General features: G+C 50.0%; 19 protein-coding genes and 1 other annotated feature. Of the genes, 11 read left to right on the forward strand and 8 right to left on the reverse strand.

From position 1 onward, the window contains the following. Positions 1-83 precede the first annotated feature (83 nt). Genes dolP through PT300_04235 form a run of 4 tightly spaced genes read right to left on the reverse strand, consistent with a single transcriptional unit; the run spans position 84 to position 3,549 of the window. Complete coding sequence (gene dolP, locus PT300_04220) at positions 84-659, reverse strand: division/outer membrane stress-associated lipid-binding lipoprotein (GenBank protein ID MDF7679857.1); 576 nt, start codon at positions 657-659, stop codon at positions 84-86. Positions 660-668: 9 nt separating this feature from the next. Next, positions 669-1,259 carry a DnaA initiator-associating protein DiaA gene (diaA, locus tag PT300_04225; protein ID MDF7679858.1) on the reverse strand — a complete coding sequence of 197 codons (591 nt, stop codon included), beginning with the start codon at positions 1,257-1,259 and terminating at the stop codon, positions 669-671. A gap of 17 nt (positions 1,260-1,276) precedes the next feature. Then, positions 1,277-1,663, reverse strand: coding sequence for a YraN family protein (locus PT300_04230; protein MDF7679859.1), 387 nt, complete (start codon positions 1,661-1,663; stop codon positions 1,277-1,279). Beyond that, on the reverse strand, positions 1,621-3,549 hold the full coding sequence (locus PT300_04235; protein ID MDF7679860.1) for a penicillin-binding protein activator: 1,929 nt from the start codon (positions 3,547-3,549) through the stop codon (positions 1,621-1,623). The genes PT300_04230 and PT300_04235 overlap by 43 nt, the downstream gene beginning before the upstream one ends. Positions 3,550-3,611: 62 nt before the next feature. On the opposite strand from PT300_04235, the gene rsmI reads away from it, so the two are divergent. Continuing rightward, positions 3,612-4,472 (forward strand): 16S rRNA (cytidine(1402)-2'-O)-methyltransferase, encoded by an 861-nt coding sequence (rsmI, locus tag PT300_04240; protein ID MDF7679861.1) that lies wholly within the window; start codon positions 3,612-3,614, stop codon positions 4,470-4,472. Between the two features lie 99 nt (positions 4,473-4,571). On the opposite strand, the gene ettA is transcribed toward rsmI, so the two are convergent. Beyond that, positions 4,572-6,239, reverse strand: a complete 1,668-nt coding sequence (gene ettA, locus PT300_04245) for an energy-dependent translational throttle protein EttA (GenBank protein ID MDF7679862.1) — start codon at positions 6,237-6,239, stop codon at positions 4,572-4,574. A 148-nt stretch (positions 6,240-6,387) separates the two neighbouring features. On the opposite strand from ettA, the gene sltY reads away from it, so the two are divergent. Further along, positions 6,388-8,325 carry a murein transglycosylase gene (gene sltY / locus PT300_04250; GenBank protein MDF7679863.1) on the forward strand — a complete coding sequence of 646 codons (1,938 nt, stop codon included), beginning with the start codon at positions 6,388-6,390 and terminating at the stop codon, positions 8,323-8,325. Positions 8,326-8,454: 129 nt separating this feature from the next. Beyond that, entirely contained in the window at positions 8,455-8,817 is a 363-nt protein-coding gene (gene trpR, locus PT300_04255; GenBank protein ID MDF7679864.1) for a trp operon repressor, read from the forward strand. Here trpR and yjjX read toward each other — a convergent pair. After that, positions 8,774-9,289 (reverse strand): inosine/xanthosine triphosphatase, encoded by a 516-nt coding sequence (gene yjjX, locus PT300_04260; GenBank protein MDF7679865.1) that lies wholly within the window; start codon positions 9,287-9,289, stop codon positions 8,774-8,776. The two genes, trpR and yjjX, sit on opposite strands and share 44 nt — an antisense overlap. Positions 9,290-9,930: 641 nt before the next feature. Here yjjX and creA point away from each other — a divergent pair. The 4 genes from creA to creD all read left to right on the forward strand — a co-directional run bounded on the left by creA (position 9,931) and on the right by creD (position 14,089). Then, on the forward strand, positions 9,931-10,404 hold the full coding sequence (gene creA / locus PT300_04265) for a protein CreA (protein ID MDF7679866.1): 474 nt from the start codon (positions 9,931-9,933) through the stop codon (positions 10,402-10,404). 6 nt (positions 10,405-10,410) lie between these two features. Further along, positions 10,411-11,106, forward strand: coding sequence for a two-component system response regulator CreB (gene creB / locus PT300_04270; protein MDF7679867.1), 696 nt, complete (start codon positions 10,411-10,413; stop codon positions 11,104-11,106). Next, a complete protein-coding gene (gene creC, locus PT300_04275; GenBank protein MDF7679868.1) occupies positions 11,106-12,533 on the forward strand; it encodes a two-component system sensor histidine kinase CreC in 1,428 nt (475 codons plus the stop codon). The genes creB and creC overlap by 1 nt, the downstream gene beginning before the upstream one ends. 203 nt (positions 12,534-12,736) lie before the next feature. Continuing rightward, positions 12,737-14,089, forward strand: a complete 1,353-nt coding sequence (gene creD, locus PT300_04280) for a cell envelope integrity protein CreD (protein ID MDF7679869.1) — start codon at positions 12,737-12,739, stop codon at positions 14,087-14,089. A 191-nt stretch (positions 14,090-14,280) separates the two neighbouring features. Here creD and arcA read toward each other — a convergent pair whose 3' ends face one another. Further along, positions 14,281-14,997: a two-component system response regulator ArcA gene (gene arcA / locus PT300_04285; GenBank protein ID MDF7679870.1), complete on the reverse strand. Its 717-nt coding sequence runs from the start codon at positions 14,995-14,997 to the stop codon at positions 14,281-14,283. Between the two features lie 647 nt (positions 14,998-15,644). Between arcA and PT300_04290 the strand changes: the two genes are divergently transcribed. The 4 genes from PT300_04290 to thrC all read left to right on the forward strand — a co-directional run bounded on the left by PT300_04290 (position 15,645) and on the right by thrC (position 21,368). Next, positions 15,645-16,331 carry a tRNA/rRNA methyltransferase gene (locus tag PT300_04290; GenBank protein MDF7679871.1) on the forward strand — a complete coding sequence of 229 codons (687 nt, stop codon included), beginning with the start codon at positions 15,645-15,647 and terminating at the stop codon, positions 16,329-16,331. Positions 16,332-16,546: 215 nt separating this feature from the next. Next, positions 16,547-16,660 (forward strand) — a sequence feature (Thr leader region). Between the two features lie 24 nt (positions 16,661-16,684). Next, positions 16,685-19,147 (forward strand): bifunctional aspartate kinase/homoserine dehydrogenase I, encoded by a 2,463-nt coding sequence (gene thrA, locus PT300_04295; GenBank protein ID MDF7679872.1) that lies wholly within the window; start codon positions 16,685-16,687, stop codon positions 19,145-19,147. A gap of 1 nt (position 19,148) precedes the next feature. After that, a complete protein-coding gene (gene thrB, locus PT300_04300) occupies positions 19,149-20,078 on the forward strand; it encodes a homoserine kinase (GenBank protein MDF7679873.1) in 930 nt (309 codons plus the stop codon). Between the two features lie 3 nt (positions 20,079-20,081). Then, the gene (gene thrC, locus PT300_04305) at positions 20,082-21,368 is read left to right on the forward strand and encodes a threonine synthase (protein MDF7679874.1); all 1,287 of its coding nucleotides are present in this window, start codon (positions 20,082-20,084) and stop codon (positions 21,366-21,368) included. A gap of 33 nt (positions 21,369-21,401) precedes the next feature. Here the strand turns inward: thrC and yaaA are convergent, their stop codons facing one another. After that, positions 21,402-22,172 carry a peroxide stress protein YaaA gene (yaaA, locus tag PT300_04310; GenBank protein ID MDF7679875.1) on the reverse strand — a complete coding sequence of 257 codons (771 nt, stop codon included), beginning with the start codon at positions 22,170-22,172 and terminating at the stop codon, positions 21,402-21,404. Positions 22,173-22,301: the final 129 nt, after the last annotated feature.

Consider the following 22,301-nt stretch of genomic DNA (forward strand, 5'->3'; position numbering starts at 1 on the left):
CATCAATAACCCCTGGCCTTAATCTGTTCCCGGATAGTCATTAAGTCACAGACTATCCGGGCGCTTAACAGGCTGTTGCCGGATTACTTAATATAAGTAAAGGCTGTTGTCACGCGGGAAACGCCGCTGACCCGGCTGGCGATATCTGCTGCGGCATGGCCTTCACGTTGCGTGACCAGCCCCATCAGGAAAACTTCACCGTTTTCGGTCGTGACTTTGACATTGGATGATTTGACCTTATTGCTTCCCAGTAATTGCGAACGAACTTTCGTAGTAATCCAGGTATCTGAAGAGGCGGTGCCCAGATCAATGGGTTTACCCCGACGTACTTCATCAAATATCTCTCGGGTGCCTTCGACGCCCGCGGCAATCTGTTTTGCCCGTGCTGAAAGGCTGGCATTAGGTGTCTGACCGGTTAGTAATACTTTGCCCTGATAAGCCGTCACATTGATCCGCGCCTGCTTCTTAATTTGCGCGTCTTTGGCCAGTGCGTTGCTAACGCGCAGCTCCAGAGTACCATCATCAACCTGTGTCCCGACGGAGCGCGGGTCTGTTGCGGCTTTGGTGCCGACAGCGGCGGTTCCAATGACAGCGGCAGCAATGCAACCCTGTAACAATAAAGCAGAAAGAATGACAGCGAGGGGCGAGAGAACCTTCATATTGTCTCCTTAATCATCCTGATAGGGAAAAAGTGTATTATCGATTAAATCGCATAAACAGTTAACAGTCAGCATATGCATTTCCTGAATTCGTGCGCTGCGGTGAGAAGGAATACGGATTTCGACATCCTGTTGGCCCAGCAAACCGGCCAGCTCACCACCGTCATAACCGGTCAGGGCAACAATCGTCATATCACGCGTGACCGCAGCTTCCACTGCTTTGACAATATCCCGGCTATTGCCGCGTGTTGATATTGCCAGCAGAATATCACCTGCATGACCTAATGCACGAACCTGTTTGGCATAAACTTCGTCATGCAGACGATCATTCGTGATAGCCGTTAAAACCACATTATCGGTGTTCAATGCGATCGCCGGTAATCCAGGTCGTTCTGTCTCAAAGCGGTTGATCATATTGGCGACAAAATGCTGAGCATTGGCAGCCGAAGTGCCGTTACCACAACAGAGAATTTTATTACCGTTTAGCAGTGATTGCACCAGCGTCATTGCTGCGCGGGAGATGGCATCTGGCAGCGCTTCTGCGGCGGCAATCTGGATTTGTATGCTTTCAGTGAAGCAGGCTTTAATTCTGTCGAGCACAGTATCCCTTACATCAGTTATTCGCTAAAGGCATTTTTCAGCCACTGGAAGTCATTGCCGGTGAAGGCTACCACATCGAAACGGCAATCCACAGTATCAAAACTGCCATTATGTTGTGATAACCATAAACGTGCCGCATGCAGGAGTCGTTGCTGCTTTTTAGGCGTAACGCTGGCTGCCGCATCACCGTAACGTGCGTTGCCACGATAGCGCACTTCGACAAAAACCGTGACTTTTTTATCACGCATAATGAGATCGATCTCACCCCCTCGCGCATGGACGTTAGCGGCAATAAAATCCAGTCCTTGCTTCTCAAGGTAACGACGTGCCTGCGCTTCGTGGCGATCACCGGTTTGCTTGCTTATTCGGCTGCGATAATCTGACCATTTTGATACTGGAGCCATGACAAATTCCTGTTGATCACACAATCGGAAGTGGCGGTCAACGCCCCGGTATTGCCGCTGATCGTCAAGCCTGCGGTCTGTCGCAGCGCAGTGAAGTGATTCACCAGCGACCAGGCATCCGCTCCCATCGCATACAGACGAGCCAGTGAGTAATCATCATGTACCGCCGCGAGAGCTTGCTGCATCAGTTGTGGATTACTGCCTGCCAGCATCGGGATCTCACTGTATTGCAGCCCTTCCATTTCGAGGCGGAAATCGGGGCCAGCATTCCCCGGCGCACTGCGGGAACTGGTGTACAGGGCGACGTCACTGTGACTGCCATTACGTAAAGTGATCATCGGTTTGATGTAAGCCATCTGTTCAGGTGTCGCCAGGATCCAGACGGCATCGACAGAGCCGCTACTGTTATCAGAGCTCCCTCCCTGGTCAACGGGAGCGGGTGTAACGGGCACGCCTGCCAGGGAGATACCGTTACTGACGCTGGATTTTAGCTCAGCCACGGACCCAAAGCGCTGTTGTAAAGTGGTGCCGCCGCCCAGTGTTGACCATTCACTGGCAAAAGCAGTGCTCACACGATCGCCCAGTTTGCCATAAGGTATCAGTAGCAGAGGATGTCTTTTCCCCTGATTGTGGAGGTGACGCGCTGCATCGCGTGCTTCATCTTCGGGTGACAAGGCGAAGTAACAAATATTATTGCGATTGACGATATTTTCGGGTTGATTCAGTGCCAGCACATTCAGTGCGGTATTACTGTTGATCACCTGCTCAACATCTTCTTTCAGTAACGGCCCGACGATAATCGTGGCTCCCTCCTGTTGCACCTGATCTAGCAACTGATTGATAGGGCTGGTGGTGGTATCGTAGACTTTCAGATCAGCGAGGGGAGGCGCCTGGGAGGGCGCGGGCGATGGTCTGACGGTATCCGGTGTCGATGTCTGTGCATCGGATGCGGGATCGTGCGCGGGCGTGTCTGCATCGGTAGATGTACTACCGCTTGCCAGTAGATTTTCGTTTTTAGCTGCTTCAAATCCTTGCTGGATCGTGCGCCCGAAGAGGGCCGCCTGACCATTTAAAGGCAGCAGAAGGGCGATTTTAATCGCTGACGCTGACGGTAATTGAGGTGCTTCTGCCTTATCGGCCAGTGCCGCTGGCAACATTCTGGCCCCTGGATTTTGTGGGTAGCGGATTTGCCAGTCTTTCACTGCCGCTTTCAGCGCATCGGGATCGTGACGATTATCAAGCCACAGCCGCTGCAGATCCAGCCAGCCCTGCAACGTATTTTCATCGGCGTTGATCACCAGCGCGTTAGCCTGATCGCGGGTCATCGCAGAAAGGGCTTGCCAGGTCGCATCGATATTTTGTTGTTGCTGTTTCGGCTGACTCAGCAATGTCTGTCGGGCAATGAGCGCCCGCAGTAAAGGCAGTGAAGGTTGCCCCTGGCTGGCATCGATTTGCGCTTGCCAGTAACGCGATTGCTGATAGCGATTAAATCGGCTGGGATCGAGTTGATCCAGCAGAGATTGCGCATCCTGAAAATAGTGCTGTGCCAGTCTCACTTCAGCCGCCAGCAGGGATTGTTCACGGAATTGTGTCTCGTTGAGATCGACCGGAAGCTGATTGAGCAATTCACTGGCTTGCTGCGTCTGACCTTCGCGTAGCAGTGCCTGAATAGCGAGTAATTGCCAGTTGGTCTTTCTGTCGCTCCAGCTTTGTTGCATTTGCTGCAAATAGTAAGCGGAATCTGCCTGGGTTGTGCCTTGTAAAAATGCTGCACTTTGGTCGGGGGTTTGATTACCACTCCCACCACAACCAGAGAACATGAACATCGTCAGTAATACGGAGAGAGTACGTACCGGTTTGGCACGAAGAAATGTTGACGGTAACATAGGTATCCAGTGATATTTTTTATGTCAGTGCTCAATATTAATTCGGCAATACGGATGAGACAATGAAACAACATCAATCCGCAGATAATTCTGCAGGACAACTCTATATTGTGCCGACTCCGATTGGCAATCTGTCTGATATCACACAGCGTGCGCTGGAGGTATTGCAATCAGTTGATTTAGTCGCCGCTGAGGATACGCGCCATACCGGGTTACTGCTTCAGCATTTTGCGATTAATGCCCGTTTGTTTGCTTTGCATGATCATAATGAACAGCAAAAAGCACAAATATTGCTGGCAAAGCTGGAGGAAGGCCAGGATATTGCGCTGGTCTCTGATGCCGGGACACCGCTTATCAATGATCCGGGTTATCATCTGGTGCGTACTTGTCGGGAAGCGGGTATTCGTATCGTGCCATTACCCGGCCCCTGTGCGGCGATCACCGCGCTGAGTGCCGCAGGGCTGCCTTCTGATCGTTTCTGTTATGAGGGATTTCTGCCAGCAAAGACAAAAGGGCGCTGCGATAGATTAAAAGCCCTTGAAAAAGAGCCCAGAACGCTGATTTTTTATGAGTCGACACATCGTCTTGTGGCAAGTTTACAGGATATCTGTCAGGTATTCGGCACAACACGTTATGTGGTACTGGCGCGGGAATTAACCAAAACCTGGGAATCGATCCACGGCGCACCGGCCGGCGAGTTACTGGCATGGGTGCAGGAGGATGAAAACCGGCATAAGGGTGAGATGGTGCTGATTGTCGAAGGTTTTAAAACCCAGGAAGATATTCTGCCCGCCGAAGCACTACGTACACTGGCGTTATTACAGACGGAACTACCCCTGAAAAAAGCAGCGGCACTGGCGGCTGAAATTCATGGTGTCAAAAAAAATGCGCTGTATAAATATGCGCTGGAGCAGCAGGCATAACGCTCTCTGCATCCGCAGATGATGATATCGCACTCGTCGTGGATAGCGCCGTAACAGGCAGGATAGTATCGCAACGGCAACCGAAGTTGCCGTTTTTCTTTATTTGGCAATGCGTTTGTATTTAATACGCTTTGGTTCGAGAGCATCGGCACCGAGCGTGCGTTTTTTGTACTCTTCGTATTCGGTAAAGTTACCCTCGAAGAATTCGACTTTTCCCTCATCCTGATAATCAAGAATATGGGTGGCGATGCGGTCGAGGAACCAGCGATCGTGGGAAATAACCAGTGCGCAGCCCGGAAATTCCAGCAGGGCATTTTCCAGTGCGCGTAGTGTTTCAATATCCAGATCATTGGTGGGTTCATCAAGTAGCAATACATTGCCGCCAACCTGTAGTAGCTTCGCGAGGTGCAGACGACCACGCTCACCACCGGACAGCTCGCCGACATGTTTCCCCTGATCAACACCCTTAAAATTAAAGCGACCTACGTAAGCACGACTGGGCATCTCAGTATTGCCAACCTTGATGATGTCCAGGCCACCAGAAACTTCCTCCCAGACGGTCTTGCTGTTGTCCATCGCATCACGGAACTGATCCACAGAGGCCAGTTGTACGGTATCCCCCAGGGTGATGGTGCCGCTATCCGGTTGTTCCTGGCCGGAGATCATACGAAATAACGTTGATTTACCCGCACCATTTGGCCCGATAATGCCAACAATAGCACCTTTAGGTATCGAAAAGGACAGGTCATCAATTAGTACCCGATCGCCGTAAGATTTATGCAGATGGCTGACATCAATAACTTTATCCCCAAGACGAACGCCTGGTGGAATAAACAGTTCGTTGGTTTCGTTGCGTTTCTGGTATTCAACACTATTCAGCTCTTCAAAGCGTGCCAGACGTGCTTTACCTTTGGACTGACGGCCTTTAGTTCCCTGACGCACCCATTCCAGTTCTTTCTCAATCGATTTACGCCGTGCCGCTTCCTGAGACGCCTCCTGTGCCAGACGCTGATCTTTTTGCTCCAGCCATGATGAATAGTTACCTTCCCACGGAATACCTTCTCCGCGATCCAGCTCCAGGATCCAGCCAGCAACGTTATCCAGGAAGTAACGATCGTGGGTAATCGCCACAACGGTGCCTTCGAAATCATGCAGAAAATGTTCCAGCCATGCCACTGATTCGGCATCAAGATGGTTAGTCGGTTCATCGAGTAACAACATGTCTGGTTTTTCCAGCAGCAGTCGGCATAGCGCTACACGGCGGCGTTCCCCCCCGGACAGATGGGCAATTTTGGCCTCCCAGTCCGGGAGACGCAGGGCATCGGCCGCACGTTCAAGCTGAGTATTCAGATTATGGCCATCGTGTGCCTGGATAATCTCTTCGAGCCGACCTTGTTGCGCGGCCAGTTTATCAAAATCGGCATCCGGTTCTGCGTAACGCGCGTATACTTCATCCAGTGCCTGCAGGGCATTAACCACTTCCGCAACCGCTTCTTCTACTGACTGACGCACGGTATGGTCGGGGTTTAATTGTGGCTCCTGCGGCAGATAGCCAATTTTCAGATCGGGCTGGGGTCGGGCTTCACCTTCGATATCGTTATCGATACCCGCCATGATACGTAATAGAGTAGACTTACCTGCACCATTAAGACCGAGAACACCGATCTTCGCGCCAGGAAAAAAGCTCAGGGAGATGTTTTTCAGAATATGACGTTTCGGCGGCACCACTTTGCCGACACGATGCATAGTATAAACGAATTGGGCCACTGTGGATTTTGCCTCTATATAATATGAAATGATTTTCAACAGCGGAGTTTAGCTTTTTTCGGGCGTTAATCCCAGCGCAGTGGAGGTCAATATCTATCCGTACTGAGTTGATGGGCGTGATTTGCATTTTAAACAAGAGGATTGATTTGTGGAAAAAGCCAAAATAAGAGGATGGCATTTTCTGGTGGCTGGCATCAGTTTGCTGATCTCAGCGCCACAGGGTTATGCAGACTCACTGGATGAACAGCGTGAGCGTTATGGGCAAATTAAGCAGGCATGGGATAGCCGCCAGATGTCTGTTGTCGCACAACTGATGCCAACACTAACAACGTATCCCTTATATCCCTACCTGCAGTATCGGCAGATAACCGATGACCTGGCGAACCAGCCTGCGCTAGTGGTGAATAATTTCATCGCTGCGAATCCGACGTTACCGTTAGTTCGCACATTGAAATCACGTTTTGTGATTGAGCTGGCAAGGCGCGGAGACTGGCAGGGCTTACTGGCATTCAGTCCTGCTAAACCGGAGAGTACGGAAGCGCAGTGTTACTATTATTATGCGAAATGGCGTGCGGGAGAGAAACAGGAGGCCTGGGCGGGGACCAAACAACTGTGGCTCAGTGGTAAAAATCAGCCTGCGGCCTGTGATGTGCTATTTAGCGCCTGGCATGATGCTGGCGAGCGCGCGCCCTTGCTCTGGCTTGAGCGTATTGGTCTGGCAATGAAAGCCGGGAATACCCGTTTGGTGACCACCCTTGCCCGGCAGATGCCAGCGGAATATAAAACTATCTCATCAGCCATCATTGCTCTGGCCAATGATCCCAATACGGTAATGACGTTTTCCCGTACCACCGGCGCCACCGAGTTTACCCGTCAGATGGTCGAGATAGCATTTTCCCGTGTGGCACGTCAGGATATTGAAAATGCGCGTCTGATGATCCCGTCGCTGGTACAGGCACAACAACTGAATGAAACACAGACCCAGAAACTACGGGATATTGTAGCCTGGCGGCTGATGGACAACGATATCACTGACGCACAGGCGAGCTGGCGTGATGACGCGATTATGCGCTCCCAATCCCTGGCGCTGATTGAGCGCCGGGTGCGAATGGCGTTAGGTAATGGTGATCATCATGGATTGAATACCTGGCTGGCACGCTTACCGATGGAGGCAAAAAACAAAGAAGAGTGGCGTTACTGGCAAGCGGATTTACTCCTGGCGCAGCATCGTGATGAGGAGGCGAAAGCCATTCTCCGTGACCTGATGCAGCAACGCGGCTTCTATCCGATGATTGCGGCACAGCGGCTGGGGGAAAAATACACTTTTCGGGTCGATAAAGCGGTGGCCAGTATTGATCCGGCGTTGACATCCGGAGCCGAAATGGCCCGGATACGTGAACTGATGTACTGGAATATGGATAATACGGCCCGAAATGAGTGGATCAATCTGATAACCAGTCGCCCGAAAGAGCAGCAGGCACAACTGGCACAGTATGCCTTTAATCAGCACTGGTGGGATCTGAGTGTTCAGGCAACAATTGCGGGCAAACTCTGGGATCAGCTTCAGGAACGCTTTCCCCCTGCCTATAGCAATATTTTTTCCCGTTATCTCAGCGATAAAGATATCACGCAAAGTTACGCGATGGCGATTGCCCGTCAGGAGAGCGCATGGAATCCCGAAGTGCGTTCGTCAGTGGGCGCCTATGGTTTGATGCAGATTATGCCAGCCACGGCGAAGCATACCGTCAGTATGTTTAAAATTGCTGGCTACCGTGGCCCGGCACAGCTTCTGGAACCAGAAACCAATATCAATATTGGTACGAGCTATCTGCAATATGTCTATCAGCTTTTTGATAATAATCGTATCTATGCCTCTGCCGCTTATAATGCCGGTCCTGGACGGGTACGCCGCTGGCGCAGCAACAGTGCCGGGCGTATTGATGCGGTGGCTTTTATCGAAAGTATTCCATTCTCAGAGACGCGCGGTTACGTCAAGAATGTGCTGTCTTACGATGCGTACTACCGTTATTTTATGGGCGAGAATACCTTGATGCTGAGTGAGGCAGAGTGGAATCAGCGCTATTAATGCGGTCTATACTCTGCGTGATGTGATCGACGGATTGCGATCTGACAGGCGAAATCCAGCGAGCCTCGCGCGGAGTATGCTATGATATGTACTCGTTAGTGAGTACATTTGACAGGCAGGCGACAAAACATGACCCCACACTCTCCTTATTCCGTAGCGATAGCCGAGCAGCATCAGCAGGAGTGGTTACGCTTCGTTGCCCTACTCCAGCAGGCTTATGCGGATAACCTCCATCTGCCTCTGTTACAGTTAATGCTGACGCCTGATGAGCGTGAGGCACTGGGGACACGGGTACGGATTATTGAAGAGTTACTGCGTGGTAAAATGAGCCAGCGCGAGCTGAAAAGCGAACTGGGTGCCGGAATTGCAACTATTACCCGTGGTTCCAACAGCCTGAAATCGGCATCGCCTGAATTGCGGCACTGGCTGGAACAGAGACTGTTTGATGTTAACCATAAATCAGATTATGAAACGGACTTAACGCCAGAATGACCGCCTGATAATAGACCTGACTCCGGGTCAGTCTCCCTGCGGTAAACAGGCCGATGACGCCCTCTTTATGGCCAATATTATCAATCCCGGTGAGTTGTGACATCACCGGCCCTAAGGCTGCACCGGCACGGACTTTCTCCAGAATAACCGCTGGCAGGGGCAATGTCGCGGATCGGGCCTCTCCATACTGATGATGATCGGCAATGACCACCCAACTGAAAGTACTGTCATTATCGATCCCGGCCTCGATAGCGACCCAGAAATCTGCATCGGGTCGTGCAAGACGCGCATTGGCGACTCTGTTACGGGCACCCGTATGTGTCTGCTCATTACCCCACGGTTGTTCCGGGACACCACTATCGACAGCGACCGGCTCGATATGGCAGGCGTCAGCACCAAAAATAGCGTTGAAGGCCTGCTGGATGGCCTGATTTTTAGCGGGGTTTGTGGTTGCAGAAACAACGTGACGCATAATAAAGCTCTCACCATCAAGGGAGCCGGTAGTATATATCAACCGCAGAAAAAGAGGCAGGGAAGCGCATAAGTGACGAAATATAGCGCTATCCTGATCTGCCCCGGTTGACATTACCGCCAGAATTTTTTTAGCAGCCACTGCAGCAGACGATAAAGAAGCAGTGAGTAGATAAAAATAACCGTCAGAAGGGAGAATAAGGTCACTGGGCCGGTGCCTGCTTCGTAAGTGCGATCCTGATAAGGACTAAAAAAATGATAGGCGTGTGTTCAACTATCCCGTTCGTTATCGAATAAAGCAGCATACACCATAACGGGAAATCGTAAAGGCCAGGATAAAGCAGAGTATCAACCCGGTTATTTTTTTAACGTATTTTACAGTTTGCAAAGTTGCTCTCTCCCTGAATGTCAATGTTGATCACATTCAATGCAAGACAAGATAATCTGTTTTTCTGGTAAATTAATTAACACGTAGTGAGTTGCGAATAGTAGCACTTGTGTCATTTCAGCATTCGCTGTTTTTGTGCTTATCAGTATGATTTACTCCTGTAACAGGCTATTTTTGTCCTGTGGTGATCAATTCAATTTTGCTGCCGCATGACGACGTTTATCCTGCAGCGAAAGATAACTAATGGTAACAGTATGAAATGTAAATTATTAGTAACGGTGCTTTTTTTCGTCGCGAGCTGCCAGTCTGGCTGGGCTGAAGAAATCGGCTCTGTGGATACCGTGTTTAAACTTTTTGGTCCGGATCATAAAATCGTGATTGAAGCGTTTGATGATCCCGATATCCGCAATGTGACCTGTTATGTCAGCCGGGCGAAAACCGGGGGGATCAAAGGGGGATTGGGGATGGCGGAAGATACCTCGGATGCGGCAATCTCATGCCAGCAGATCGGTGCTGTTGAGTTAAATGATAAAATTAAACAGGGCAAATCTCAGGGCGTTGTGGTATTTAAAAAACGTACCTCATTGATATTTAAAAAGCTGCAGGTGGTGCGCTTCTATGATACAAAACGCAATGTCCTTATCTACATGAGTTATTCAGACAAAGTGATTGATGGTTCACCGAAAAACGCCATTAGTGCCGTACCGATTATCCCGTGGAATAAATAACAGAAAATGTTGCCGCAACAACAGCGAATTTGGTTAGTCGAGGATGAACAAAGCATTGCCGACACACTGATCTATCTGCTACAGCAGGAAGGGTTTAGTGTCACGGTTTTTAGCCGGGGATTACCGGTTCTCGATGCGGCGCGTCAGCAATCGCCTGATCTGGTTATTCTCGATGTCGGATTACCGGATATCAGTGGTTTTGAGCTTTGCCGTCAGTTGCTGGCGCGCTATCGATCGTTACCGGTGTTGTTTCTGACCGCACGTAGTGAAGAGGTTGATAAGTTACTGGGACTGGAAATGGGCGCCGATGATTACATTGCTAAACCCTTTTCGCCCCGTGAAGTGTGTGCCAGAGTACGGACTGTTTTACGGCGACTGCAAAAAGGATCGCTTCCCACCTCAGTGATCCAGGTGGGAGAGTTTGTGCTCAATGATATGACCGCACAGATTAGCTGGTATGGGCAATCTTTAACGTTGACACGTTATGAATTTCTGCTATTGAAAACGCTTTTGCACGCGCCGGAGCAGATCTTTTCCCGTCAGCAGTTGATGGATCGGGTATGGGGTGATGGTCATGACAGTTATGATCGCACGGTAGATACGCATATTAAAACATTGCGTGCCAAGCTGCGTGAAATTAATCCTGATGTTTCTCCGATTAATACCCATCGCGGTATGGGATACAGCCTGGGGCGTGGTTAATGCGGATTGGTGTGCAGTTATTGCTGGGGTATTTCCTGATTGTCGCTATCGCCGCATGGTTTGTCTTGTCCATTTTTGTCCAGGAAATTAAACCCGGTGTGCGTCGGGCCACGGAAGGGACACTGATTGATACTGCAACCTTGCTGGCGGTGCTGGCGCGTGAAGATCTCGTTATGGCGAATCCGCAGCATGGGCGTCTGGCCAGCGCTTTTCAGGCGTTAAAACAGCAACCGATCAATGCCAGTGTTGCCGGTTTTCGTAAAACCCGTAACGAATATCGCGTTTATCTGACCGACCGCAAGGGGAAAGTGGTGTTTGATTCAGCCGGTATCGCCCTGGGGGAAGATTACTCGCGCTGGAATGACGTCTGGTTAACGTTACGCGGCCAGTATGGCGCACGCAGTACCCGAATCGATCCCAATGATGCCGATAGCTCAGTGATGTATATTGCCGCACCGGTAATTGATGATAACGGGCAGATTATGGGGGTTTTGACGGTCAGTCAGCCCAATCGGGCCATCGCGGCGGTCATTAAGCATAGCGAGCGACGTATCTTGTGGGCAGGTTGCGCCCTGCTGAGTATCGCGCTGCTGATCGGTTTCGCGATGGTCTGGTGGTTAAATTTATCTATCAGTAAGCTGGTACGTTACGCGGATGCTGTGACGGCAGATCATCCACTTCCCCTGCCGAAAGTGGGGAGTCGCGAATTGCGTAAACTGGCACTGGCGCTGGAAAGTATGCGTATCAAACTGGAGGGCAAAAAGGCGATTGAAAACTACGTCTATGCCCTGACACATGAGCTGAAAAGCCCGCTGGCAGCGATCCGTGGCGCGGCTGAGATCCTGCGTGAAGGGCCGCCTCCGGAAGTGGTTATCCGTTTTACTGATAATATCCTGATACAAAACAGGCGTATGCAGTCACTGGTGGAAAAGCTACTCCAGCAGGCACGATTAGAGAGTCGTCTGATGATTGATCCGCAACCGGTCATGGTGGATCACCTGTTTCAGCGACTGGCGCAGGAGCGTGAAGCCGCACTGAAGGTAAAAAATATCGGCCTGTGCTGGCAGGAGAGTGGCCTCATCGTGGCGGGTGATGACGAACTTCTGGCTCAGGCGGTGGGGAACTTACTGGATAATGCCATTGATTTTACCCCGCCAGGCGGCGAGATTGTCATGGCAGCCGATGAGTGCGATGGTCATGTCCGGCTGACGATCCGTGACAATGGCAGTGGTATCCCGGATTATGCCCTGACCCATATTTTTGAACGTTTTTACTCACTACCACGCGCCAATGGCCATAAAAGTAGTGGTCTCGGGCTGGCTTTTGTCCGTGAAGTGGCACGATTACATCAGGGGGATATCCGGCTGGAGAATCGCCCACAAGGGGGTGTCATTGCCACGCTACGACTTCACCGTTCCTTCACATAACTTCAATTTCTCCTCACATAACCCCGCTAAGGTGATAGCTCACTAAGAGCCTATTTTATTAGGCTATTTTACTTACCATTTTGGCCCTGGGCAGTGTCCGAAATCCTCACGTACGAGGTGTACGCTGCGGTTTCTCCGCGCTGTCCGTGTCCAGACTGGCTGCGTCAATAACGCCTGTTGGAATAGGCTTTAAGGAGGAGGTTATGTTTAAATCACCATTATTTTGCAAAATCAGTTTGCTTCTGGGGTGCATTCTGCTACTGGTCATCCCTGTCATGATGGTCAGAGGGCTGATTTTTGAACGGAAAGATTATCATCATGATGTTATAGAGAGTCTGTCGGAGGGCAGCAGTGGCCCGCAAAAGCTGGCAGGGCCATTTATTGTTATTCCGGTCACTGAAACCTCGACTCACATGGAAGATAAAAAAGAGATACAAGTGCAACGCCGCTGGTTGTACTACTGGCTACCTGATTCACTGGTTATCGACGGCAATCAGAATACCGAGACCCGTAAGCTGGGTATTTATACCGGACAACTATGGCATAACGACTTACAGATCCACGCCCGGTTTGATCCCGCACAGCTGGAAGCGTTGCAGAAAGAGAATGTCACACTGGGAAAACCCTTTGTGTCTGTCAGTGTCAGTGATGCGCGTGGTATTGGGCATATTACGCCACCAGAGATGAACGGTACAACATTGTCCGTTGAGCCAGGTAGTGGCCTGAAAGGCATGAGTAAAGGGATTCATATGCCGCTGCCTCCTGTCTCATCACACACCACTGCACTGGATTTGACATTTTCGCTCACACTAAATGGCAGTGGGGATTTTTCAGTTGTGCCGCTGGGGCGTAATAGTGAATTACAGATGCGTGGCAACTGGCCTCATCCGGGTTTTCTCGGCAATTTTTTACCACAGAAACGACAGGTCAGCGCTTCTGGTTTTAGTGCCAGCTGGCAAAGTAACTGGTTTGCGAATAACATAGTGCAATATTTCAGCAATAATCAGGATATCGACTGGTACGCGCTGCCGGTATTTAATATCAGCATTACGACCCCGGCGGATCAGTATCAGTTGATTGATCGAGCCTCTAAATATGCAATTCTGCTAATCTCATTGACCTTTATCGCCTTTTTTCTCTTCGAAATTTTAACCTCATATCGCTTACATCCTATGCAATATCTGTTGGTGGGACTATCACTGACCATGTTTTACCTCACGCTCCTGGCCCTTTCTGAACATATCGGCTTCACACCGGCCTGGATCACTGCAAGCCTGATGGGGGCGGCGATTAATGGCGTATATCTGCAAGCGGTTCTGAAAGGCTGGCGCAATAGCCTGTTGTTCGTCTGCTCATTACTGATGCTTGATGGTGTGATGTGGGGATTACTACGATCGCAGGATAACGCTCTGTTGCTGGGAACGGCGGTATTGATGGTGGTGTTGTGTGCGTTGATGTTTTTGACACGCAATATTGACTGGTATGTCTTGTCGCGGACAAAGTTGGCAGTCAATCATTCTGATGACAGTACGCCTCATCTCCCGGCGGGGGAATAAGCGTCTATCCTGTCAGGCTATTTTACTTGTCATTCTGGTGCCAGATAGTGCGCGAAATCCTCGCGTACTATCTGTACGCTGCGGTTTCTTCGCGCTGTCCGTGTTCAGAGTGGCTGCGTTTGGGTGGGGCAGGCGCTAAGAAAATAGCGCGAAACGCGCTATTTTAATGTCAATGAATAAGGCCGACTGAACTACTCTTCCAGATCGCCACAGAAACGATAGCCCTCACCGTGAATGGTCGCGATGATTTCAGGGGTGTCGTGATGAGATTCAAAATGTTTACGAATACGACGAATAGTAACATCGACAGTACGATCATGAGGTTTAAGATCACGACCGGTCATTTTTTTCAGTAGTTCAGCACGAGTTTGTATTTTTCCTGGGTTTTCACAAAAGTGGAGCATCGCGCGGAATTCACTGCGCGGAAGTTTATACTGTTCATTTTCCGGGCTGATCAACGAACGGCTGTTGATATCCAGCTCCCAGCCATTGAACTTATAACTGTCTACCGTTCGGCGTTCTTCGCTCGTTATGCCGAGATTCATCGTGCGAGAGAGCAAGTTCCGGGCGCGGATAGTCAGCTCACGGGGATTAAATGGTTTAGTAATATAATCATCAGCCCCGATTTCGAGCCCGAGAATTTTATCGACTTCATTGTCACGGCCTGTCAGGAACATCAATGCAATATCCTCTTGCTCACGTAGTTCACGTGCTAACAGGAGGCCATTTTTTCCTGGCAGGTTAATATCCATAATAACCAGATTAATATCATTTTCGGACAGGATATGATGCATTTCAGTGCCATCAGTTGCTTCTGATACATCATAACCTTCTGCTTCGAAAATACCCTTTAACGTGTTGCGTGTTACCAATTCGTCTTCAACGATAAGAATGTGCGGGGTCTGCATGTTTGCTACCTAAAATTACTAACTAAAATCGAAACAGGAAGTACTAAAGTTCCTGACAGGCCTGTAAATATGACTTAAATACGTAATCACCTTTTTTGATGTGCTTTCCGTCAATGTCAATAACGTCATCGGCCTGGTCATAGGGACTTTTACGTTGAACCCGACGGTGTGAAAACAACGGCTATTCTGGCTACTTTAACAACAATATTACAGACTAAGCGTAGTTGAACACCCAATAAAATTACGCGCTTATAACATATATCAGCGTCAATTGTAGCACGTTAACATTTTTATGAAGCTATTGCATTGAAATGTTATATATCACGCACGATAAACTATCCATACACTCAAATGATTATATTGATAAATTAATAATCATGGTGAATGTAATATTCTCTGGCAAAGCTCACTACAAATATCATTGACAAACAGATAGATAAATGAATCCCGTTAACATGCCTTTTAAGGCCAGGTCCCAGGACATTTTATGCTCTTTTTAGAGATAAAAAAATGATAACGTGAGATATTTTTTGTTAAGTATTTGTAAAAATGCACATCTTAAAATAGAATCGTCGCTATTGTGGCCATACAGGGACTCGTAATAAGAGCCTGCTGGGCCAGGCGCTAAGTCAAAGAAGAGAACAAGTATGCATATCTCTATTGTCCTGGTCGCTCCGATTCGTGCGGAAAACGTGGGTGCGGTCGCGCGGGCGATGAAAACGATGGGTTTTAACGACTTACGGATTGTGAGCAGTGATGCGCACCAGCAGCCTGCGGCACGCTGGGTGGCACACGGGGCCACCGATATTCTCGATAATGCCCGCAGCTACTCAACACTGGCGCAGGCGTTGCAGGATGTCAGCTTTACGGTCGCCACCACAGCCCGTAACCGGGGACGTTTTCATTACTATGCGACACCACAGCAACTGTTACCGCTGCTGGCAGAGAAAGCCTCATGGCTGAGCCATGTTGCGCTGGTGTTTGGTCGCGAGGATTGCGGGCTCACTAACGACGAACTGGCGCTTGCCGATATCCTGACCAGCGTCCCGATGGTGGCCAGCTATCCTTCCCTTAACTTAGGCCAGTCGGTGATGATCTATTGCTATCAGCTCGCTGCTTTGTTGCAACAGACCACCACAGAGGTGGACTGCGTGGATGAGCGTCAGCTTGAGGTATTTCGATCACAGGTGCATGATTTGCTGGTGCGTCTGGATGTTGCGGCAGATAACAAACTCGCTGACTGGTTACAACAGCGCATTGGTTTTTTACAGCAGCGTGATATTGCGATGTTATATCGCTTATTGCATGATATTGAAAAAAATATAGCAGAATAAAATTCTTTTATTATTTTATAATATGGGGTTATAAACTAATATAATAAGCGTATACGTTTTAAAAAATAATAAACTCTGCTATTTTTGAGAATATTATACTACTGAGTCATTGCTAAAAAGTGTAAAAATTATTGACTTCAGGCAGCAGATACTTTAACCAATACAGGAACAGGTTTCAGGCAGACAAGTGGCAGACTATACAATATCCATGAAACGCATGAGCATGATAACAACCATTATCACCACCATTCCCACAGGCAATGGTGCGGGCTGATGCGTAAAGGAAACACAGAAAAAGCCCGCACCTCAGCAGTGCGGGTTTTTTTTGACCATAAATCCCAGGGGTAATCATTATGCGTGTGTTGAAATTCGGCGGTACATCAGTGGCAAATGCAGAGCGTTTTTTGCAGGTTGCCAGGATTCTGGAAGAGAAAGCCCGACAGGGACAGGTGGCTGCCGTTTTGTCAGCGCCAGCAAAAATTACTAACCATCTGGTGGCGATGATCGACGAGACCATCAGCGGTCAGAATGGCTGGACGCATGTCACTGACGCAGAAAATATTTTCTCTGAATTATTACGAGAGCTTGCTGACGCGCAACCGGGCTTCCCGTTAGCCCGATTACAGGAAGAGGTGGTCGATGAGTTCGCTGGAATAAAATATGTCCTCAATGGTATCAGCTTGCTGGGGCAGTGCCCTGATAGTGTCAATGCGGCGCTGATTTGTCGTGGTGAAAAGTTATCTATCGCGATTATGGCGGCTTTGCTGGAGGCGCGTGGTCATCAGGTTAGCGTGATAAATCCGGTCGAAAAACTGCTGGCAGAAGGGCATTATCTCGAATCCACGGTCGATATTGCGGAATCAACCCGCCGCATTAATGTCAGTCCGCTGCCCCCTGATCACATGATCCTGATGGCCGGGTTTACTGCCGGTAACCGGAAAGGTGAGCTGGTGGTGCTGGGACGCAATGGTTCCGACTATTCTGCCGCTGTTCTGGCGGCCTGTCTCCATGCCGACTGTTGTGAAATCTGGACGGATGTCGATGGCGTATATACCTGTGATCCTCGCCTGGTGCCTGACGCCCATCTGCTGAAGTCGATGTCCTATCAGGAAGCGATGGAACTTTCCTATTTTGGCGCTAAAGTCCTGCATCCGCGCACTATTGCCCCTATCGCCCGTTTCCATATTCCTTGCCTGATTAAAAACACCAGTAACCCACAGGCACCGGGGACGCTGATCGGTGCCGATCAGCATGATGATGACATGCCGGTCAAAGGGATATCCAGTCTGAATAATATGGCGATGTTTAATGTCTCTGGTCCTGGCATGAAAGGGATGATCGGCATGGCGGCACGTATTTTTGCCACCATGTCGCATGCCGGCATTTCCGTGGTGCTGATCACACAATCCTCTTCGGAATACAGTATCAGTTTCTGTGTCTCACAGAGTGACTGTGGGCTGGCGAAAAAGGCGCTGGAAGAGGAGTTTTGTCTGGAGCTGAAAGAGGCGCAGCTGGAACCACTATCGATTGTTGACAACCTGGCGATTATCTCGGTGGTCGGCGATGGCATGCGGACACTACGTGGCATATCGGCGAAGTTCTTTGCCGCACTGGCGCGCGCCAATATCAATATTGTGGCGATTGCTCAGGGCTCCTCTGAACGCTCTATTTCGGCGGTTGTCAGCAATGATGAAGTGACGACGGGCGTGCGTGTGATCCATCAGATGCTATTTAACACCGACCAGGTCATTGAGGTTTTTGTGATTGGTGTCGGAGGGGTGGGCAGTGCGTTGCTGGAGCAGATCAAACGTCAGCAGGCGCGTCTGAAGAACAAACATATCGATCTACGTGTTTGCGGTATTGCCAATTCGAAAGCTCTGCTCACCCATGTTCATGGCCTGTCGCTGGATAACTGGCAAGCAGCGTTGGCCGCAGCCCAGGAGCCGTTAGATCTGAACCATTTGATCGGTCTGGTGAAAGAGTATCATCTGCTGAATCCGGTTATCGTTGATTGTACTTCCAGTCAGTCGGTGGCTGATCAATATGTCGATTTCTTGCGCGAAGGCTTCCATGTGGTAACGCCTAACAAAAAGGCCAATACCTCTTCGCTCGCTTATTATCATCAGATACGGCAAGCGGCCAGTTGTTCGCGGCGAAAATTCCTCTACGACACGAACGTCGGCGCAGGTTTACCGGTAATCGAAAACCTGCAAAATCTGCTCAATGCGGGCGATGAGCTACTGCATTTTTCCGGTATCCTTTCCGGCTCGCTGTCGTTTATTTTCGGTAAGCTGGATGAAGGCATGAGCCTCAGTGAAGCGACGATGCTGGCACGAGAAAAAGGCTATACCGAACCCGATCCCCGTGATGATCTCTCCGGCATGGATGTGGCGCGAAAATTACTGATCCTCGCGCGTGAAACCGGACGAGAACTGGAACTGAGCGACATTATTATCGAACCGGTTTTACCCGTCGATTTTGACGCCAGTGGTGATGTTGACAGCTTTATGCAACGTCTGACAGCGGTGGATGAGGTATTTGCTGTCCGGGTCGCTAAAGCGCGTGATGAAGGTAAAGTACTGCGTTATGTGGGTAATATCGAAGAGGATGGCACCTGTCGGGTAAAAATCGCTGCAGTGGATGGTAATGACCCGCTGTTCAAGGTCAAAAACGGTGAGAATGCACTGGCTTTTTACAGCCACTATTATCACCCGTTACCGCTGGTGCTACGTGGCTATGGCGCGGGTAACGATGTCACCGCAGCAGGGGTGTTCGCGGACTTATTACGTACCCTGTCATGGAAGTTAGGAGTTTAATATGGTCAAAGTCTATGCCCCGGCTTCCAGTGCCAATATGAGTGTCGGATTTGATGTGTTAGGGGCGGCAGTGATGCCGCTGGATGGCACTCCGCTGGGGGATACCGTTTCGGTGACGTCAGCCCCGGATTTCCAGTTACAAAATGCCGGGCGTTTCGCCAGTAAGTTGCCTGATGCGCCACAGGAGAATATCGTCTATCAATGCTGGCAGCGTTTTTGCGAAGAGATCGGTCAGTCGCTGCCGGTGGCGATGGTGCTGGAAAAAAATATGCCGATTGGCTCCGGTCTGGGTTCCAGTGCCTGTTCGGTGGTCGCCGCGCTGGTCGCGCTGAATGAATTTTGTGGCAAACCGCTGGATGAAACACGTATGCTGGCATTAATGGGCGAAATGGAAGGCCGTATTTCTGGCAGTGTCCATTATGATAATGTCGCCCCTTGCTATCTTGGCGGAATGCAGTTGATTCTTGAAGAGAATAACATTATCAGCCAGCCGATCCCCTGCTTCGAACAGTGGCTATGGGTGCTTGCCTATCCTGGGATCAAAGTATCGACAGCCCAGGCGCGGGCGATCCTTCCGGCACACTATCGTCGTGAGGAGTGTGTTGCACATGGTCGCCATCTGGGAGGATTTATCCATGCCTGCTATACCCGGCAGCCCGAACTGGCGGCGAAACTGATGAAAGATGTGATTGCTGAGCCCTATCGCACTGCACTATTGCCAGGCTTTGACGAGGCGCGTGAGGCGGCGATGGCGACAGGGGCGCTGGCATGTGGTATTTCTGGATCGGGCCCGACGCTATTTGCACTCTGTGATCGACCGGAAATAGCACAGCGTGTCGCGACGTGGCTAAGCACACATTATTTGCAAAATCAGCAAGGCTTTGTTCATATTTGTCGGCTGGATACGGCGGGCGCTCGAATCGTGGGATAACCAATGAAACTCTATAATTTAAAAGATCATAATCAACAGGTCAGCTTTTCCCAGGCAGTCATACAAGGACTCGGTAAGCAACAAGGGCTATTCTTTTCGTGTGATCTACCGGAATTTAGCCGGACGGAGATCGATAATCTGCTGGCGATGGATTTTATCTCGCGTAGCAGCCGGATTTTGTCGGCATTTATTGGTGATGAAATACCGCCAGAGAGCCTGAAAGCGCGCATTGCTGCGGCTTTTACTTTTCCGGTACCGGTCAGCAAGGTACAGCAGGATATCGGCTGCCTGGAGCTGTTCCACGGCCCGACACTGGCGTTTAAGGATTTTGGCGCACGCTTTATGGCGCAGATGTTAACGCATATCGCTGGCGATAAACCGGTGACTATCCTGACCGCGACCTCCGGGGACACCGGGGCGGCGGTCGCACATGCGTTTTATGGTCTGCCCAATATCAATGTGGTTATTCTCTACCCGCGCGGCAAGATCAGCCCATTACAGGAAAAATTATTCTGTACACTCGGCGGCAATATTGAAACTGTCGCCATTGAGGGCGATTTTGATGCGTGTCAGGCGCTGGTAAAACAGGCTTTTGATGATGAAGAACTGAAGAAAACACTGGGGCTGAATTCAGCGAACTCTATTAATATCAGCCGTTTGCTGGCGCAGATTTGCTACTACTTTGAGGCAGTGGCGCAACTCCCACAGGCGGCCCGTAACCAGTTAGTGATTTCAGTACCGAGCGGTAACTTTGGTGATTTAACGGCCGGTTTACTGGCGAAGTCTTTAGGGCTGCCGGTTAAGCGTTTTATTGCCGCGACCAATGTGAATGATACGGTGCCGCGTTTCCTGCGGGAAGGGCAGTGGGCACCGCGAGCGACACAGGCAACATTATCGAATGCGATGGATGTCAGCCAGCCGAATAACTGGCCACGTGTAGAAGAGTTATTCCGTCGCAAAGGCTGGCATCTGAGCGAGCTGGGATATGCCTCTGTCGATGATCAAACCACAGCGGCGGCAATTCGTGAGCTGCAGTCAAGCGGCTATATCTCTGAACCTCATGCCGCTATTGCCTGGCGGGCATTACGTAATCAGCTGCAGCCTGGTGAGTATGGTCTGTTCCTCGGCACGGCGCATCCGGCTAAGTTTAAAGAGAGTGTGGAAGCCATTCTCCAGCAGACGCTGACCTTGCCAGAAGCACTGGCTGATCGTGCCGGGTTACCGCTATTATCCCACCATCTGGCGGCAGATTTTACCGCCCTGCGCCAGTTGATGATGAACAAAGCATAATGACATTTCCCCCAGCGTGCGGGGGAAATCAAATTAGTTGTGATAACGTTTAAAGATCATCTCTCCCGGCGCTTGAGCGTCGGGATCGAAGAAATAGCCTTCGGTATCAAAATCGGCGAGTTGTTCGGGCCGGGTTAAGCGGTTCTTAATGATATAGCGCGTCATCATACCGCGCGCTTTTTTGGCATAGACAGTGATCACTTTAAATTCGCCGTTTTTCTGATCGAGAAACACTGGCTTAATCACCCGTCCCTGTAGCTTATCCAGATCCACCGAATGAAAATATTCATTATTCGCCAGGTTAATGACGACGTCATCTCCCTGGGCTTTTAAGGCCTGGTTGAGTTTATCGGTAATCACCTCTCCCCAGAACTGATAAAGATTACCGACCGGTGTTTCTAACTTTGTATTGATATCCAGGCGATAAGGCTGAATTAAATCTAACGGCCGCAGGACACCATAAAGACCGGAAAAGATCCGCAGATGTTGCTGGGCGAAAGCAAAATCAGCATCATCGAATGTGCTCGCCTGAAGACCGATATAAACTTCACCGGCATAAGCCAGAATCGCCTGACGCGCATTGTGCAGCGTAAAATCCGGCTGCCAGTCATGGAAACGGACTGCATTCAGATCGGCAAGTCGGTCACTGATCCCCATCAGGCTGGCGAGCTGTGGTGCCGTGAACTGACGGACAATATTGACAAGTTGTTGCGAATACGCCAGTAGCTCAGGCTGGGTATAGTGTGTTGTTGCCAGTGGACTTTGATAGTCGAGGGTTTTTGCAGGTGAAATCACAGTCAGCATAAATCAGTCCTTTCCGAAGCGTTATTATCACGTCATAAATGTTAGCAGCTGCGCGCCAGGAGAGGACAACGAAATGATCAGTGACAGAGCGGAAGTTCCGCATCAGTCACCGGTTTTAAGCATCGCTAT

Source organism: Enterobacteriaceae bacterium ESL0689, from assembly GCA_029433525.1.
In the GTDB taxonomy this organism is placed as follows: Bacteria; Pseudomonadota; Gammaproteobacteria; order Enterobacterales; family Enterobacteriaceae; genus JAQTIF01.